The sequence below is a fragment of the Exiguobacterium sp. s140 genome (assembly GCF_018617035.1).
Lineage (GTDB): Bacteria > Bacillota > Bacilli > Exiguobacteriales > Exiguobacteriaceae > Exiguobacterium > Exiguobacterium profundum.
In genome coordinates, this window is the sequence record NZ_JACSJK010000001.1 from 196,913 (window position 1) to 212,997 (window position 16,085).

12 protein-coding genes are annotated in these 16,085 nt (G+C 47.6%); 7 read left to right on the top strand and 5 right to left on the bottom strand.

Annotated features, from left to right (window positions below):
* Window positions 1-61: 61 nt before the first annotated feature.
* On the top strand, window positions 62-2,101 hold the full coding sequence (gene ptsG / locus KNO61_RS01090) for a glucose-specific PTS transporter subunit IIBC (RefSeq protein ID WP_078147244.1): 2,040 nt from the start codon (window positions 62-64) through the stop codon (window positions 2,099-2,101).
* 124 nt (window positions 2,102-2,225) lie between these two features.
* A complete protein-coding gene (locus KNO61_RS01095; RefSeq protein ID WP_078147243.1) occupies window positions 2,226-3,059 on the top strand; it encodes an aldo/keto reductase in 834 nt (277 codons plus the stop codon).
* Window positions 3,060-3,109: 50 nt separating this feature from the next.
* On the opposite strand, the gene ptsP is transcribed toward KNO61_RS01095, so the two are convergent.
* On the bottom strand, window positions 3,110-4,828 hold the full coding sequence (gene ptsP / locus KNO61_RS01100; protein ID WP_214872512.1) for a phosphoenolpyruvate--protein phosphotransferase: 1,719 nt from the start codon (window positions 4,826-4,828) through the stop codon (window positions 3,110-3,112).
* A gap of 325 nt (window positions 4,829-5,153) precedes the next feature.
* On the opposite strand from ptsP, the gene KNO61_RS01105 reads away from it, so the two are divergent.
* Both KNO61_RS01105 and KNO61_RS01110 read left to right on the top strand, forming a co-directional pair.
* Entirely contained in the window at window positions 5,154-6,593 is a 1,440-nt protein-coding gene (locus KNO61_RS01105; protein ID WP_214872513.1) for a leucyl aminopeptidase, read from the top strand.
* Window positions 6,594-6,725: 132 nt separating this feature from the next.
* On the top strand, window positions 6,726-7,385 hold the full coding sequence (locus KNO61_RS01110) for a DUF429 domain-containing protein (protein ID WP_078147240.1): 660 nt from the start codon (window positions 6,726-6,728) through the stop codon (window positions 7,383-7,385).
* 10 nt (window positions 7,386-7,395) lie between these two features.
* On the opposite strand, the gene ytvI is transcribed toward KNO61_RS01110, so the two are convergent.
* A complete protein-coding gene (gene ytvI / locus KNO61_RS01115; protein ID WP_074036407.1) occupies window positions 7,396-8,529 on the bottom strand; it encodes a sporulation integral membrane protein YtvI in 1,134 nt (377 codons plus the stop codon).
* Window positions 8,530-8,608: 79 nt separating this feature from the next.
* Here ytvI and KNO61_RS01120 point away from each other — a divergent pair, with 79 nt between their 5' ends.
* Together KNO61_RS01120 and KNO61_RS01125 are read left to right on the top strand one after the other, a co-directional pair.
* A complete protein-coding gene (locus KNO61_RS01120; RefSeq protein WP_214872514.1) occupies window positions 8,609-9,388 on the top strand; it encodes a nucleotide pyrophosphohydrolase in 780 nt (259 codons plus the stop codon).
* Between the two features lie 127 nt (window positions 9,389-9,515).
* Window positions 9,516-11,429: an N-acetylmuramoyl-L-alanine amidase family protein gene (locus tag KNO61_RS01125; protein ID WP_214872515.1), complete on the top strand. Its 1,914-nt coding sequence runs from the start codon at window positions 9,516-9,518 to the stop codon at window positions 11,427-11,429.
* Between the two features lie 81 nt (window positions 11,430-11,510).
* Here the strand turns inward: KNO61_RS01125 and KNO61_RS01130 are convergent, their stop codons facing one another.
* Genes KNO61_RS01130 through KNO61_RS01140 form a run of 3 tightly spaced genes read right to left on the bottom strand, consistent with a single transcriptional unit; the run spans window position 11,511 to window position 15,310 of the window.
* Window positions 11,511-12,551 (bottom strand): ribonucleotide-diphosphate reductase subunit beta, encoded by a 1,041-nt coding sequence (locus KNO61_RS01130; protein ID WP_047795143.1) that lies wholly within the window; start codon window positions 12,549-12,551, stop codon window positions 11,511-11,513.
* Window positions 12,508-13,014, bottom strand: a complete 507-nt coding sequence (locus tag KNO61_RS01135; RefSeq protein WP_214872516.1) for a flavodoxin domain-containing protein — start codon at window positions 13,012-13,014, stop codon at window positions 12,508-12,510. The genes KNO61_RS01130 and KNO61_RS01135 overlap by 44 nt, the downstream gene beginning before the upstream one ends.
* Before the next feature lie 40 nt (window positions 13,015-13,054).
* The gene (locus tag KNO61_RS01140; RefSeq protein WP_371730226.1) at window positions 13,055-15,310 is read right to left on the bottom strand and encodes a ribonucleoside-diphosphate reductase subunit alpha; all 2,256 of its coding nucleotides are present in this window, start codon (window positions 15,308-15,310) and stop codon (window positions 13,055-13,057) included.
* Window positions 15,311-15,841: 531 nt separating this feature from the next.
* On the opposite strand from KNO61_RS01140, the gene KNO61_RS01145 reads away from it, so the two are divergent.
* Entirely contained in the window at window positions 15,842-16,072 is a 231-nt protein-coding gene (locus KNO61_RS01145) for a DUF1871 family protein (RefSeq protein WP_214872518.1), read from the top strand.
* Window positions 16,073-16,085 lie beyond the last annotated feature (13 nt).

Genomic DNA, 16,085 nt, shown 5'->3' on the forward strand with positions numbered 1-16,085 from the left:
AACGGTTTCATCCAAACGTTAGAGGGAAAAAGTAAGTATTCTGACAAAGGAGGGAACCATGATGTGGAAGAAAGTGTTTGGCGTTTTACAACGGATCGGGAAAGCACTCATGCTTCCGGTTGCGATCTTACCGGCAGCCGGTCTTCTCTTGGCGTTTGGTACCGCATTCCAAAACCCGGACCTCGTTGAATTGCTCCCGTTTCTGGCGAATGACTCACTTGTCCTGATTTGGCAAGTCATGACAGATGCCGGGGACATCGTCTTCGCAAACTTAGGGTTACTGTTTGCCGTCGGGGTCGCGATCGGCCTGGCGAACGGGGACGGGGTTGCTGGTCTAGCAGCCATTGTCGGTTATTTGATCATGAACAAAGTCATTAGCACATGGAATGGGATTACCGCGGAAATCGCTCAAGGTGATCCGCAGTATGCCACCGTTCTCGGTATTCCGACACTCCAAATGGGGGTATTCGGGGGGATTATCGCAGGTCTTGTTGCAGCCTATGCGTACAACAAGTATTTCAACATCAAGTTGCCAGATTTCTTAGGGTTCTTTGCAGGGAAGCGGTTCGTCCCGATTGCGACGGCCGCATTCAGTTTGATTATCGGGATTGCGCTCGCATATATATGGCCACCGATTGGGAATGTGATCAACACGTTCTCAAGTACGGTCATCGAGGCAAACGTTGCCTTATCAGCATTCATCTTTGGATTAGTAGAACGTTCCTTGATTCCGTTCGGTCTTCACCATATTTGGTATTCTCCATTCTGGTTCCAATTCGGGGAGTATACGAACCAAGCAGGTGATCTCGTACAAGGTGACCAGCGGATCTTCTTCGCACAACTGCGTGACGGCGTGGAATTCACAGCCGGTACGTACATGACCGGGAAATTCCCGTTCATGATGTTCGGCTTACCAGCAGCCTGTCTCGCCATGTTCCACACGGTTCCGAAAGAACGGCGGAAAGACGTCGAGGGTCTCTATTTCTCGGCTGCCCTTACGTCATTCTTGACAGGGATCACAGAACCAGTCGAATTCTCATTCGTTTTCGTTGCACCACTTCTCTTCGGAATTCACGCCGTCTTTGCCGGTCTCTCCTTCATGACGATGCATTTACTGAACGTCAAGATTGGGATGACCTTCTCTGGTGGTCTCATTGACTATCTGCTCTTCGGGGTCCTGCCGAACCGGACGGCCTGGTGGCTCGTCATCCCGGTTGGTCTCGTCTTTGCGGTCATCTACTACTTTGGATTCCGGTTCGCTATTACGAAGTTTGACCTGAAAATTCCTGGACGTGACGTGCAGACTGGCACGAAAGGGGACAAAGCGGGGATTGGGGACGACTTGCCATATGAAGTGCTCGTCGGACTCGGTGGTCCTGAAAACATTAAACATTTAGATGCATGTATCACGCGACTTCGTGTCACCGTCAATGACGTGAAACAAGTTGACAAAGACCTTCTAAAAACGCTCGGTGCCGCTGGTGTCCTTGAAGTAGGAGACAATATCCAAGCCATCTTCGGACCAAAATCGGACACGCTCAAATCACAAATCGCGACCATCATCGAAGGTGGCGAATACAAACCGAAAGAAAAAGTAGAGAAGGCAGTCATTACACCGGAAGCGGCTGAACAAGCCGATCATCGCTTCTTGGCTCCGATGTCTGGTGTCCTGTTATCACTTGATGATGTGCCGGATCAAGTCTTCTCGGGTCGCATGATGGGAGAAGGGTTTGCGATTGAACCAAGTTCCGGACAGGTCGTTTCGCCGGTGACCGGTCAAATCACGACATTCTTCCCGACGAAACATGCGATTGGCATTTTGGCTGACGATGGACGTGAACTATTGATCCACGTCGGTCTCGATACGGTCAACCTGAAAGGGGAAGGATTCACAGCGAGAGTCGAAGAAGGCGCCCGGGTCGAAGCGGGAGACGTCCTTCTCGAAGTCGACCTCAGCGCGATTCGTGATAAAGTGCCGTCACTGATTACACCAATCATTTGGACGAACGGGGACGGAAAAGTCGTCGTCGTACCATTCGGTGAAACGGTCGTCGCGGGTGAAGCGCTCGACTTTAGAGCCGATGACAGAGGACCAGAATAAATGATTACGAGCCGCTCCTATCATGGGGCGGCTCGATTTGTGTAGTTACTTCAATGTGCCTTATTCCGGAAAAGGAGAATCCCCCTTATAGTGAAGGAGAATTCTCACGAAAGAAGGGGTACAAATGAAACAATCCATACAATTGAATCACGGTCAGAAAGCCATTCCTACTATTGGACTTGGCGTCTTCAAAGTTAAAGATGGGGATACAGTCATGGATGCCGTCGTCGAGGCGATTCGTCAAGGATACCGTCATATCGATACGGCAGCCGTTTATGAGAATGAAGAGGGGGTCGGTGACGGAATCCGAAAAGGAATGGAAATCGCAAATATTTCCCGGGAAGATTTATTTATCACATCGAAACTATGGAACGCTGATCAAGGTTACGATGCTGCCATCTCCGCCTACGAGGCGTCACTCGTTCGTCTTGGATTGGAACAGTTAGATTTGTATTTGATTCATTGGCCGGTGGAAGACAAGATGGTCGAGAGTTGGCGTGCCCTCGAAACGTTGTATCGAGAGGGACGTGTCGGGGCAGTCGGGGTGAGTAACTTCCAAGTCCATCACCTCGAGACATTGGCTGCAAACAGTGACCTCGTTCCAGCCGTGAACCAAGTTGAACGGCATCCGTTGCTTCGTCAAACCGAGTTAGCATCGTATATGAGCGAGCACGGCATCGTACCGGTCGCTTGGGCACCGCTTATGCAGGGAGGGTTGTTCGAAGAGCAGACTTTAGTAGAGGTCGCAAAGGAAGTCGATCGTTCCGTCGCCCAGGTGTTGTTACGGTGGCATCTCCAAACGGGATGGGTCATCATTCCAAAATCCATCAAACCACATCGAATCGCAGAAAACTTCGATGTTCATGACTTTGAATTGACCAAAGATCAAATGGAACGAATCGACTCACTCGACCGATATCAACGTGTCGGTCCAGACCCAGATGATTTTGATTTCTAATGCAGTATATAAAAAAGTCCTTCTCTCGAGTGAGAGAAGGACTTTTGCCATTATTTCTTAATGTCGAACTTTTCGCTAAGGAAGTTCACGACTTCTTCAGCTGTGTCCATGTTGAGGACTTCGTTGACGATTGCTTCTGTTTCCGACTTCGTCAAGCGTTTCACGAGGCTACGCGCACGAAGGACGCTTGAAGCGGACATCGAGAATTCGTCGAGACCAAGACCGAGAAGGATTGGAATCGCGAGTTCTTCTCCAGCCATCTCTCCACACATGCCGACCCATTTGCCAGCTTTGTGTGCTTCTGTGATGACGTTGTGGAGAAGGTTCAAGATGGCAGGGTTGAACGGTTGGTACAAGTAGGAAACTTTTTCGTTCATCCGGTCAGCCGCCATCGTGTATTGAATCAAGTCGTTCGTTCCGACTGAGAAGAAGTCGACTTCTTTTGCGAATTGTTTCGCCATGACAGCCGTTGATGGAATTTCAACCATCATTCCAGTCTCATATTGTCCGACTTCGATTCCTTCTTCTTTCAACTTCGCTTCTTCTTCGAGAAGAAGGGCTTTCGCCGCGCGGAACTCTTCGAGTGTCGCAATCATTGGGAACATGATGGCGAGGTTCCCGTGAGCTGAGGCGCGGAGAAGGGCACGAAGTTGTGTGCGGAACAAATCTGTTTCCTCAAGGCAAAGGCGGATGGCACGATAGCCGAGGAACGGGTTCATTTCTTTCGGGAGGTCAAGGTATGACAACTCTTTGTCGCCACCGATGTCGAGTGTACGGATGACGACTTGCTTGCCTTCCATGCCTTCAAGAACCGTTTTGTAAGCTGTGTATTGCTCTTCTTCAGTCGGGAACGTTTCAGAGTCCATATATAGGAACTCCGTACGATAGAGCCCGATTGCATCTGAACCGTTTTTCAAAACGCCTTCGAGGTCGTTCGGTGTCCCGATGTTCGCAGCAAGCTTCACTTTGTGACCGTCCGCTGTGATCGACTCTTCGTTGACGAGTTGCTTCAACTCTTCTTTGTACGCTTCAAAATCAGCACGTTTGCCTTCATATTCTTTGACGAGATCTTCTGAAGGGTTGACGAAGACGTCACCTTCTGTTCCGTCGATGATGACGAGGTCACCGTTCTTGATTTCTTCAAGGGCCACTTTTGTTCCGACGACTGCCGGAATTTCAAGTGAGCGTGACATGATGGCAGAGTGAGACGTACGTCCGCCGATATTCGTCGCGAATCCTTTGACGTATTTACGGTTAAGTTGTGCCGTGTCTGATGGTGTCAAATCTTCGGCAATGATGATGACTTCTTCTGAGATCGAAGCTGGAGTCACGAATGTCACTCCGAGAATGTGAGCCATGACACGTTTTGTCACGTCACGAACATCAGCTGCACGTTCGCGCATGTATTCGTTATCCATTGATTCGAAAATCATGATCATCGTTTGGGCGACTTCGTCAAGTGCCTTCGCTGCGTTCATGTTTTCGCTTTCAATTTTGTCGTTCACTTGCGATACGATTTCTGGGTCCTCAACGATTAAAAGGTGAGCTGAGAAAATCTCGGCTTTGTCTGGACCGAGCTCACGAAGTGTATGTTCGCGAATGGCTTCAAGCTCTGTTTTAGATTGTGCGATCGCATCGTGGAAGCGAGCCTTTTCTGCAGCGACATCTTCAATCTTGTGTGATGGGATATCGAATGAAGGTGTCTCCATGACGAATGCTTTTGCAACTGCCATCCCTGCAGATGCACCAATACCTTTAATGTGTGACATAAGCGTAGTCCCTCTTTTCAAAGAAATAGTGTACTTTCCTGCCTCGTTACTTCATACCCGAAAAGAAAAAAGAATTAACGAGAACGGGGAAAGTTAAAGTAGCAACGGTCTACGACTAGGGGAAGCCTCGACCAGTCAAATTGGCCTCACTTCACGATGAAGAGAAGCCCGATTGCGTACTTTCTTATCCTATCATAAAATAAAACAACGTCACAACGAGGAGATAGCCCATGAATTCGAAGATTTCTTGACTCTTACGCATACTATTTCATTATTTTGGAGAAGTTCGTTATGCTTACCATATATATAGAAGGGAAGTGGCAATATGTATCAAATTGCTCAATTAAATTGGACCGATTCTTACGAGACAATCGTCGTCGGAATTGGAGCGGCTGATTCTATCGATGAGGGACTCGACACATTGTTTGCTGGACGCGTCAAAGCGCTTATTCAATCAGGAGACCTCTCTACGAAGACGGGGGAAGTGACAATCCTTCCGACATTCGCCGGGGAGACGACCCGTGTTTTATTTGTCGGACTTGGTCAACGAAATGACATGACGACCGAGAATGTTCGGAATTGGTTCGGGAAAGTCTCGAAACTGATCAAGTCACGTGGATTGAAGGACGTCGCCGTAGCGCTTGATACGTTTACGGATGGTGCCGCACGCATATTCACAGAAGCGTATGAAATGGCGACCTATGCCCATCCTACATATAAGTCTGCTCCAAATGAAACGGTCGAAGAACCGACGATCACGTTGCTCGGTGACGTGGACCAGACGGATATCGATGCGGGTGTGGCTTATGGGAAAGGGGTCAATGTCGCTCGAACGTTGACGATGATGCCGGCCAATATTTTGACAGCGGAGACGTTAGCGGATTACGCGGTTGAGTTGGCGAAACGCCATGATTTCAAATACCGCATTCTTGAAAAAGAAGAGATGGAAGGACTAGGTATGGGGGCATTGCTCGCAGTCAACCAAGGGTCGACGATTCCTCCAAAATTGATTGTACTCGAGTATCGTGGGGCAGAAGAAGCTCCGATTGCCGTTGTCGGGAAGGGTGTCACGTTCGACACAGGCGGCTATTCAATCAAGCCGAAAGATGGCATCGTCGGGATGAAAGGGGATATGGGTGGCGCTGCTACCGTCCTCGGATTGTTCGAGACCCTCGGATTGACGCGACCAAAACGGAACGTGATTGGCATCATCGGTGCGACCGACAATATGATTTCTGGAGATGCGTTCAAACCAGATGATGTGATCACGGCCATGAATGGAAAGACGATCGAAGTATTGAACACGGATGCAGAAGGACGTCTTGTATTAGCGGATGCGGTCACGTTTGCGAAAACGTATGAACCAAAAGCCATCATCGATGTGGCTACGCTCACAGGTGGCGTTCTCGTCGCCCTCGGGACAGACGTGACGGGCTGTCTAACGAACGACGATACCCTCTATCGTTCTCTTGAAGAGGCGAGCCGTGAGACGAACGAACTCGTGTGGCAGATGCCATATTTCGATGTCTTCATCGACAAGGTGAGAAAATCGGAAGTTGCCGACTTGAACAACTCACCAGGTCGTTTCGGGCATATGATTTTTGGTGGCGCATTTGTCGGTGAGTTTGTCGGCGATACACCATGGCTACATCTCGATATTGCAGGAACGAGCGAACGAGCGGCAGCGAATGACCTCGGTCCGAAGGGGCCGACGGGTGTCATGGTTCGAACCCTCGCACGGATGATTGAATCGTGGGAGCGGTAAGAGCAGGTGGCGTAATCGGTTTGGCGATTCTGTGTGGCCTATGCTACACGGTTTGGCCGAACCGTATTTGGTTAGGGAGTACAGTGTTTCTCGCCGTATTTGGCGTGTTGATGATGTTACAGGAGGTACGACATGGTAGGAGTAGGAATTGATGGTGCACGTGGCGGCTGGGTACGGATCACATATGACAGCATCTCACTTTGTTTAACGATTTCGGAGACGTTGGAGGAGTTGCTGATTGATGGTGCCATGCATTTTGTGGATATGCCGAAAGATTTAGGAACGGTCGACCATCCGAGCCGCGAATGCGATGCGTGGATGCGTTGCCGACTCAGCCAACGAAAGTCGTCCGTCTTCACTCCGCCGATTCAAGAGGTGTTGCAAGAAGCGACTTATGAGGAAGCGAATGAAAGGAGTCGGGCGTTGGTTGGCAAAGGAATTAGTAAACAAGCGTGGAATCTTGTTCCCCGGATCCGTGAGTTTCAGCAGGTGAAGGCATCTGACGTTTACGAATCACATCCGGAAGTTTGTTTCTCGGTCATGATGGGACATGAGGCAAGTCATTCGAAAAAGACGGTCGAAGGGCAGGATGAGCGAATCGAGTTACTTCGGCAATACTCGAAAAGTTCTCCATGGAAATGGAAGATGTCGAACGTCCAAATCGACGATATTATCGATGCGTGCATCTTGGCGGTAGCTGCCTATGAAGCGGGGACAAGTGGTCTCTCGCTTCAGCCGGCAGAATCCGATCAACCCGTAGTGGCTGTACCTCAAATGAAAAAAGAGCGATGAAATCAACATTTCATCGCTCTTTTGCTGTCGTCGTAGGCGGACCGACGATAAATCGCCATATGTAATGAAACACTTTGGCATTGTATACGGCTTTCAACAGGACGGCGAGTACGGGCCCGACGATAAAGCCGAGTACACCGAATAGCTTTAATCCAACGAAGATGGAGATGAGTGCGACCAGTGGATTCAATCCGATATGGGAACCGACAATTTTCGGTTCAGCCAAGTTGCGTTGGACGATGACGATGATATACAACACGACCAATCCGATGGCTACGAACCAATCACCTGTCACCGCGGCATAGGCGGCCCAAGGAATGAGTAACGTTCCGACCCCCAAATAAGGCAAGAGGTCAAAGAACCCCGCGAGTAAAGCGAAAGAGAGCGGGTTGTCAACACGGAGGATGAGCATCCCGATCAAGACGATCCCGAATGTGATGGAGATGAGCGTGAACTGGGCACGGACGTATCCAAATAGGGCAGACTTGAGGTTGATCATCACTTCCTCGAATTCTTTGAATCCTTTTCGTTTGTTCAGACGATTCAGTGAGTTGACGTATGATGGCCAATCCTTTGTGATGAAGAACCAGGCGAGGACAATGACGACCACGAGCAACAAGACGAGCGGGAGCGCTGCTAACATGTTTTGTAGCACACTGGCCACTCCGCGGGACAAGACACCAATCGCTGAGGCGAGTTGGACACCGAGCTCGGTGATTCCTCCCTCGAGCGAGGTCGTCTGTCCGGGATTTAACTGCTGATAGCTCTCGTATGCATCATTGACGAGCGGTGCGATTTTCTCATTGAACAGTCGTTGGATAAACTCGGTGAGTGTCTCAATTTGTTCAGGGAGTCGTTCCGCTGCCACCGTTGCATAATGAATCAATTGGATGATGACGATGGTGATGATTCCGACGACGATGCTAAGCACGATGATCAAGGAAATGAGAGTGCCGAGTGCACGAGGCATATTTGATTTTCGCTCGAAAAAGTTGACGAGCGGGACGGTCATCAAGGACAAGAGCAAGGCAAATACGAACGGATATGTATATTCGAAAAGTATATTCAATAGCCAAGTGATTAAAAAGAAACCGATTACGACGAGAATGAATCGAAGCAATTGCCAAAGTCTTGCCGACGACATGTGGAACCCACCCTTTCCGGACAACTAGGTTGAGCATAGTATATCATGTAAGCGGTAAATAAAGCAGAAAGATAGGTGAATGAACGTGAGAGAAGTTCAACAGAAAATCGATACGATGATTCTTCATTTAGGTGGTTACTGGAGACCTTTATCCGGGCTAGCACGATTGTTAGAAGAGGTAGGAGAAGTAGGTGGCGCGTTAAGGAGAGAGGCGCGGGATGAGTTGAAAGAGGAGTTACTTGATGTACTAGTGATTTCCACGTGTCTGGCAAACCAGTATGGGATTGCATTACAACAACCAAAGGCGGAGGGAGGAGAATCGAAAGAGAAGCTGTATTTTCAAATTGTTGAAGAGGCAGGGGAAGTGGCGCGGATTTTGAACGCTTATGAAGGTGATAAGAAGTTAAAACCGAACCGTAAAGGTCAATCACTACAGTATCATATCGAGCAATTGCAGCGTGCCGTTTTGTCTCTTGGAGCGTCTTACCATCTCAATCTGTTCGATTCACTTTTTGCTCTCATCGAAGAGAAGTCGGCCCGGGACTTCGGACGATTTGACCACACGCCGGACCCGATCACGGAGACATCGGTACGTACTTATTTATCGCATCAGCCAGGTCGCTATTGGGGCGGAGTCCCAGTTAAATCATTTGAGCGATTCGACCGATATATAGAACGAGAACAACATATCGAGCGTTTTTATCGCATTGCAGCGATTGAAGGACTGGATGGATTTGTGATTCAACAAAAACGAAATGGATTGATTGGTACAGAAAATCCTGCGCTTAAAGAAGGTTTTACTGTCGCCATCGAACGTTACGAAGCGGATACGTTTCTGATTATCCGACCAGCTAAATAAAAACATTTACCTTTTTATCAAAAACGTTCATCTTTTTTTTCAAATATTTACTTTTTTTAAAAAAGCATTATGCTAATATGAAATTGTTGTTAGTAGGAAATGCCGCAATGAGAAAGGAATATTTTGGATGAAAATGAAGCTATTGAAAGTTGCCCTCATCTTAACGGTCCTCTTGTTAGGGATGCAACTTCCATCTGTCGAAGCTGCAACCTATGATGGAGAGACGACTGTCAATTTGAACATTCGTACAAAACCTAGTCTGAGTGGAACGGTAGTGAAGACATTACCGAGAGGCACGAAAGTAGAGTATGGAACGTATAATCAGTCCTGGCACAAAGTGTATGTAAACAATCGTACATACTATGCCTCGGCCCAGTACATTCAGAAACTTTCATCCACTTCAAGTTCGTTAACGACGCAGGCGGCAACGTCTACGGGAGTGACGACTGCGAATTTAAACGTTCGCGTCACGTCCCATCGATCGGCGACGATTGTGACCACGTTGAAGAAGGGGACGGAAGTGAAGTATGCCGTTCATAATTCTTCTTGGGCAAAAATCTACTTGAACGGGAAGACGTACTATGCCGCAAAAGCTTACATCGCACCAAAACTCACCGAGTCGAATGTGGATCGGACAAATGGATACACGAACCGTGAGATGAAACTCTTCGCTGAGCGGAATCAACGTTCGGCGGTGAAGAAGGTACTCCCCGTGAACACGGCTGTCGTCTCGAGCAAATATAATTCGAGCTGGTCGATTGTTTATATCGGGAACGAAACGTACTACACACCGACTTGGGGCATTACAGAAGGTACATTGGATAGCAGTGTAGAGAAAAAAGACGGGTATGCAAACCGGGAGCTGAAACTCTTCGCTGAGCGGAATCAACGGTCGGCGGTGAAGAAGATACTTCCCGTGAACACGGCTGTCGTCTCGAGCAAATACAACTCGAGTTGGTCGATTGTCTATCTCGGAAGTGAAACGTATTACACACCGACAGCTTGGATCTCTACTTCGAAAACGTCGACAGAACCTCCGACGACAACGAAACCAGATGATGGACTCACGCAAGGGTATGCTAACCGTACAGTAAACTTGTTTGGAAAAACCCATCAGAGTTCGGAAGTCCTCATGGTTCTTCCGAAATACACGGCTGTTTCATACAAAGCGTACAATTCGAGTTGGTCGACTGTTCAGATCGGCTCGAAAGTCTACTACACAGCGAGTTCGTGGTTGACGAAAGGGAAAGCCCCGGCTGCGCCGGAAGCTGCACCAAAAGGTACGGTATACATCAACACACCAGGTGATGTATTGAACGTTCGTTCGAAAGCGAGTCTTGATTCGAATGTGGTTGGTCAACTCAATCACGGAACAGCTGTTTTACATTATGGGACAACCAATGGTTTCCATAAAATCAAGTTCAACGGACAAGATGCTTTCATTTCTTCAGCATTCGTGATGACATCTAAGCCGAGCACATCGACTGGAACAGTCATCGTCCTTGATCCAGGACACGGTGGAAAAGACTCGGGAGCAGTTAATGGATCTCTCTATGAGAAAACGATTGTACTCGATGTAACGAAACGTGTAGAAGCTTATCTTCGCTCAAAATATGATTACAATGTACGTCTCACTCGTTCGACTGATGTCTATTTGACTCTAGATCAGCGAGTTGCTGCAGCGAAGTCGTTACGTGGTGATTTGTTTGTAAGTATGCACGTCAACGCAGCCGGTTCATCATCTGCGAAAGGGGTAGAAACGTTCTTTTCTTCTCAGTCTGCGCACAGCGCTCGAAGTCGTGTCCTTGCTTCAAACATTCAAAGCAACTTGGCGGGTAAAATGAGTGGAATGTCGAACCGAGGAGTGAAAACAGCTAATTATTACGTTATTACGTATAATACAATGCCATCTGCACTCGTCGAATTAGGATTTATCTCATCACCAACAGATTTGACTTACCTTCGAAGTAACACGTCTCGTCAGCAAATGGCGGAAGGTGTGGCTGAAGGAATTGCCAAATATGTTCAGACTTATTATTGATTTGAATTAACCCAGACATGATTGTCTGGGTTTTTTTGATGTACAAAAAAACCGAACCGATTTAATCGGTTCGGTTCAATTTTATAGATCATCAAATCCGTTCGCATCTGTCACTTTCGCATAAGAACGTGACTTTTGTTCGAAGAAATCAGATTTTGTCGCATTGAGTGAGTCGTCTGAGTATGCACGGATCCAAGGCATGACATCTTCGTCAAATCCTTCATACAAGTCATTCAGACCGATGACGCGGAGGCGTTTATTCGCCAAGTATTTGACGTAGTCTCGCATTTCACTGACGTCGAGTCCGTCAAGGTCGCGTAGTACATATTCACACCACTCGATCTCGAGGTCGACCGCTTCCGCCATCGTGTCGTATACGAACTGACTGAACTGTCCGTTTTCATCAATCTTCGGATTTTCTGTCAGCACGGCACGTAAGAGCTGGCTGATGAAGTAAGAATGTTGCATCTCATCACGTTGGATATAGCTGATCATCGTTGATGTACCGACCATCTTTTGGTGACGGGCGAGATTGTAGAAATAAGCGAATCCTGAATAGAAGTTGATGCCTTCTAGAATGACGGATGCAACGAGGGATTTCGCAAAGTTTTCGGCGTTCGGAGTCTCGCGGAACGCTTCATATAAGTCCAAGATGAATTGATTGCGCTTCATGACCATTTCATCGTCTTTGGCGATGTCAAAGATTCGATTTTGTTCAGCGAGTGGCACGAGACTTGATAGGACATAGCTGTATGATTGATTGTGCACGACCTCTTGTTGTGCGATGACCGCGAGAACGGCGTGTACAGACGAGTCAGATGAGAACATAGAAGACTCAAGGATGTATCGTGTCTGGACAGAGTCGAGAATCGAGAGTAGTCCGATGATCCGTTTGAATGCATCCTGTTCACGTTCAGTCAATTGCGGCCATTGTTGCATATCCTTAGACATGGAGATCTCATCAGGAATCCAGAAGTTCGATAACAACTGTTTGTATATGGTATAGAACTGAGGATACGCGATATCGTTCCAGTTTACGATCGAACTGGTTTCGCCACCGATGATGGCGGTTGCCCGGTTAGGATGTTTGGGCGACAATAATTTGATTTTCTGAATCGACATGATGCATAACTCCTTCTTCTACATGTTGAGCCATCCGTTCTGCCCAATGCTGGACGTTGAACGGTTGGTTACGTGGGGACTGCTCGATTTTAAGCAGTTCCCCGGCAAGTGGGATTCCGTATTTTGAAAGGTGGTACGCCATCTCGTCAACAGCGCGACAGAAATGTACAAACATCTTGTCACCGGTTCCGAATACCGCAGCTTGTCGAATCGGCACATTCAATTCTTTTAACACGAGGCGGAACGTATCTTTCATTTCGTCTGGTAAGATGCCGTCTGCCCACGTGTAAGAGCCGAAATAGACGAGGTCGAACGAAGCGAGCGATTGAGCTTCGCGATATCCGACGCGATCGGCATCATAGCGGACGACCGTATCGCCACGGCGATGATGTGTCGATTCGATGAGCGATGCCACTTCTTCTGTGTTTCCACTCATCGAATGATAGATGATTGCGATGTTCATAGGGTGGACCACCTTTCTATAAAATATACATAATGATTGTTTACGAAGCACACGACTCACATTCGTCGACTTCGACAGTCGTCGAACGAGTGTAGTATATCGACTTCATGCCAAGAGACCATGCCTCGAGGTGCATCGCAAGAAGCTCTGTTGCTTTCACATCGTTCTTCACATATAAGTTGAAGCTGATGGCTTGGTCGATGTGGCGCTGGCGAGCCGCGTTTTGACGGATACTCCATAATTGATCGATTTCAAATGCTGATTTATAGAACCAGTTTGTGTCCGGCGTCAAGTCGGGAACCGTGACTGGAATCTTATAGTTTTTCTTCTCTTCTGAGTAGACCTTTTTGTAGACCGGGTCAATCGATGCGGTACTACCAGCGATAATCGCTGTCGATGAGTTTGGTGCAACGGCCATCATATAGGCGTTACGGACGCCGTTTTGATGTACTTCTGCTGCGAGACCGTCCCAATCGAGGTCGTCGTGTGAACGATAGTTCCGGCGCTTGAAGTATTCGCCTGTATGCCATTCTGAACCTTCGAAGACGCCGAATGCTCCTTTTTCTTTGGCGAGTTCCATCGATGCTTGGATTGTGAGATACGCGATTTTTTCATAGAGTTTCTCTGCATATTGAACGGCATCGACCGATTCCCAACGGATTCCTTCGAGTGCGAGCAAGTGATGCCAACCGAACGTTCCTAGACCGACTGCACGATACTTCTGGTTCGTGATCATCGCCTGTGGAACTTCGATCGTATTCAAATCGATGACGTTATCGAGCATACGCATTTGAATCGGGATGAGTCGTTCGAGCACATCGGCTTTCACGGCACGAGCAAGTGCGATTGAACTCAAGTTACAGACGACGAAATCACCAGGAGTCTTTGTGATGACGATTTTTCCGTCTTGTGTGTATTCTTCTTCGATTGTCGTTGCCGACATGTTTTGCGCAATTTCAGAACAGAGGTTTGAACTGTAAATCATCCCTGCATGTTTGTTTGGGTTTGCGCGGTTCACTGCGTCTCGGAAGAACATATATGGTGTACCTGTTTCGAGTTGTGAGCGCATGTAACGTTTTACAAGGTCGATGGCTGGAACTGTCACACGAGATAATTCTGGCGTGTTGACACATTCCATATATTTCTCTGTGAAGCTTCCACCGTTCTCTGATTCGTCAAAATAGTCTTCAAGGCTATATCCCATCACGGTACGAATCTCGTGTGGATCGAACAAGTGCCAGTCGCCGCGTGCCTCGACCGTACGCATGAAGAGGTCCGGTAAGCAAACGCCTGTGAACAAGTCGTGTGTCCGGAGGCGCTCATCCCCGTTGTTCAATTTCGCGTCTAGGAATTCGAAGATGTCCTTATGCCAAATGTCTAAATAGACGGCAATTGAGCCTTGACGCATACCGAGTTGGTCGACAGAGACGGCCGTGTTGTTCAATTGCTTCATCCAAGGAAGGGCACCACTTGAGACGCCTTTGAATCCTTTGATGTCACTACCACGTGAACGGATTTTCCCGAGGTAGACACCGATTCCACCGCCACCTTTTGAGAGCGTCGCCACATCGGTGTTCGAATCATAAATGCCACGGAGGGAGTCGTCGACTGTATCAATGAAACAAGAGCTGAGCTGTCCATATGATTTACCGGCGTTTGACAACGTTGGTGTCGCGACCGTCATATAAAGGTTTGATAAAGCCCAATAAGCTTCTTCGACGAGCTTCAATCGAGTAGTCTCATCTTCTTTTTGCATGAGCGTCATCGCGATGACCATGAAGCGCTCCTGTGGAAGCTCATAAAGGTTCTTCACATGATCGCGCCCAAGATAGCGGTCCGACAACGTGCGGAGTCCGATATATGTGAAGAGACGGTCACGGGATGGGTCGATCAATGTTTCGAGATGGTCCATGTCTTCTTTTGAATACGTATCGAGAAGCGCTGACGTGAAAATTCGTTTTGATGTTAACGTCTCGACCAGTTGATAGAAGTTACCATAACGCATAGATGCTTCGTAACCGCGGTTGCGTGCCGCTTCAAGATAGAGGCGGTTCAAGTACATTTCCGTTGCCACGAACGTCCAGTCCGGTTCTTCGGCTTTCAACATATCGAGGGCATGCATCGTCAATAAGTCATATACTACATCTTGTGTTAGCGTTTTTGTCTCGAGCGCCCGAATCGCCCGTTCTTCATAGCGCTCTACGCTTAAGTGAGGATACCGTGTCTGGATAGATTGAATAAGAGAAGAGACGTCAGAAAGCGTTGGAGCTGCTGGTAGCATCGTCTCGTGGTGGATAGGGGATGTCAAAATAGATCACTCCTTAGATGGTGTAGACGTTATAAAAGGATAATAAGAACTTTCTTACCTGTCACAATATCGTGTTAACGATCAAAATACCCGTTAACTATATATTGACACTTTTTTATCTTTTTAATCATAAAACACCTATATTTAGTTTTTCAATCCTTGACATTCTGGAATGTGCCCGTCACCTTTTTGCTTTTGCTCCAAAAGGGCTTCATGACCCAATTTGAGACAGAGAACTGAGATGAAAAAATTTTATGGATTGTCTTTGCTTGTTTTTTCACAAATTGATGAATTCGATTTCATCACTCTTGATGAAACATTTTATCCATTTGTTTGAGGTGGAATGGATTGTATTTGACGTTACTTATCAAAATACCTGCATATTCATTTCATACTAGATATAGTGTTCTGATGAATCAAGAAATATGAATCCATTTGTCAAGGCTGGTATCCGAGTAAAAAGTAAGGTAGATTGGTGAAGTAGGACATGGAATTTCAGCGAAAAGAAGGGTTTAACAAGTGCGTACAGAAGACTTATTATTAACATGGGACCCACTCGGTTATGGGGCAGGTTCATACGGACCGGAGTTTGATGAAGTCATGATGGCATTGACCTATGTCGATTCTCCCGAACAATTGACCGAAGTGATTCGCCGAACGCTTCTTGAAGCATTCGATGCGTGTCCACCAGAAACAGAGATTTTCGAGATGGCGCAGCGACTCCTCGCATCGTCATCTTGCCAACTATAAGGAGGAACCAATA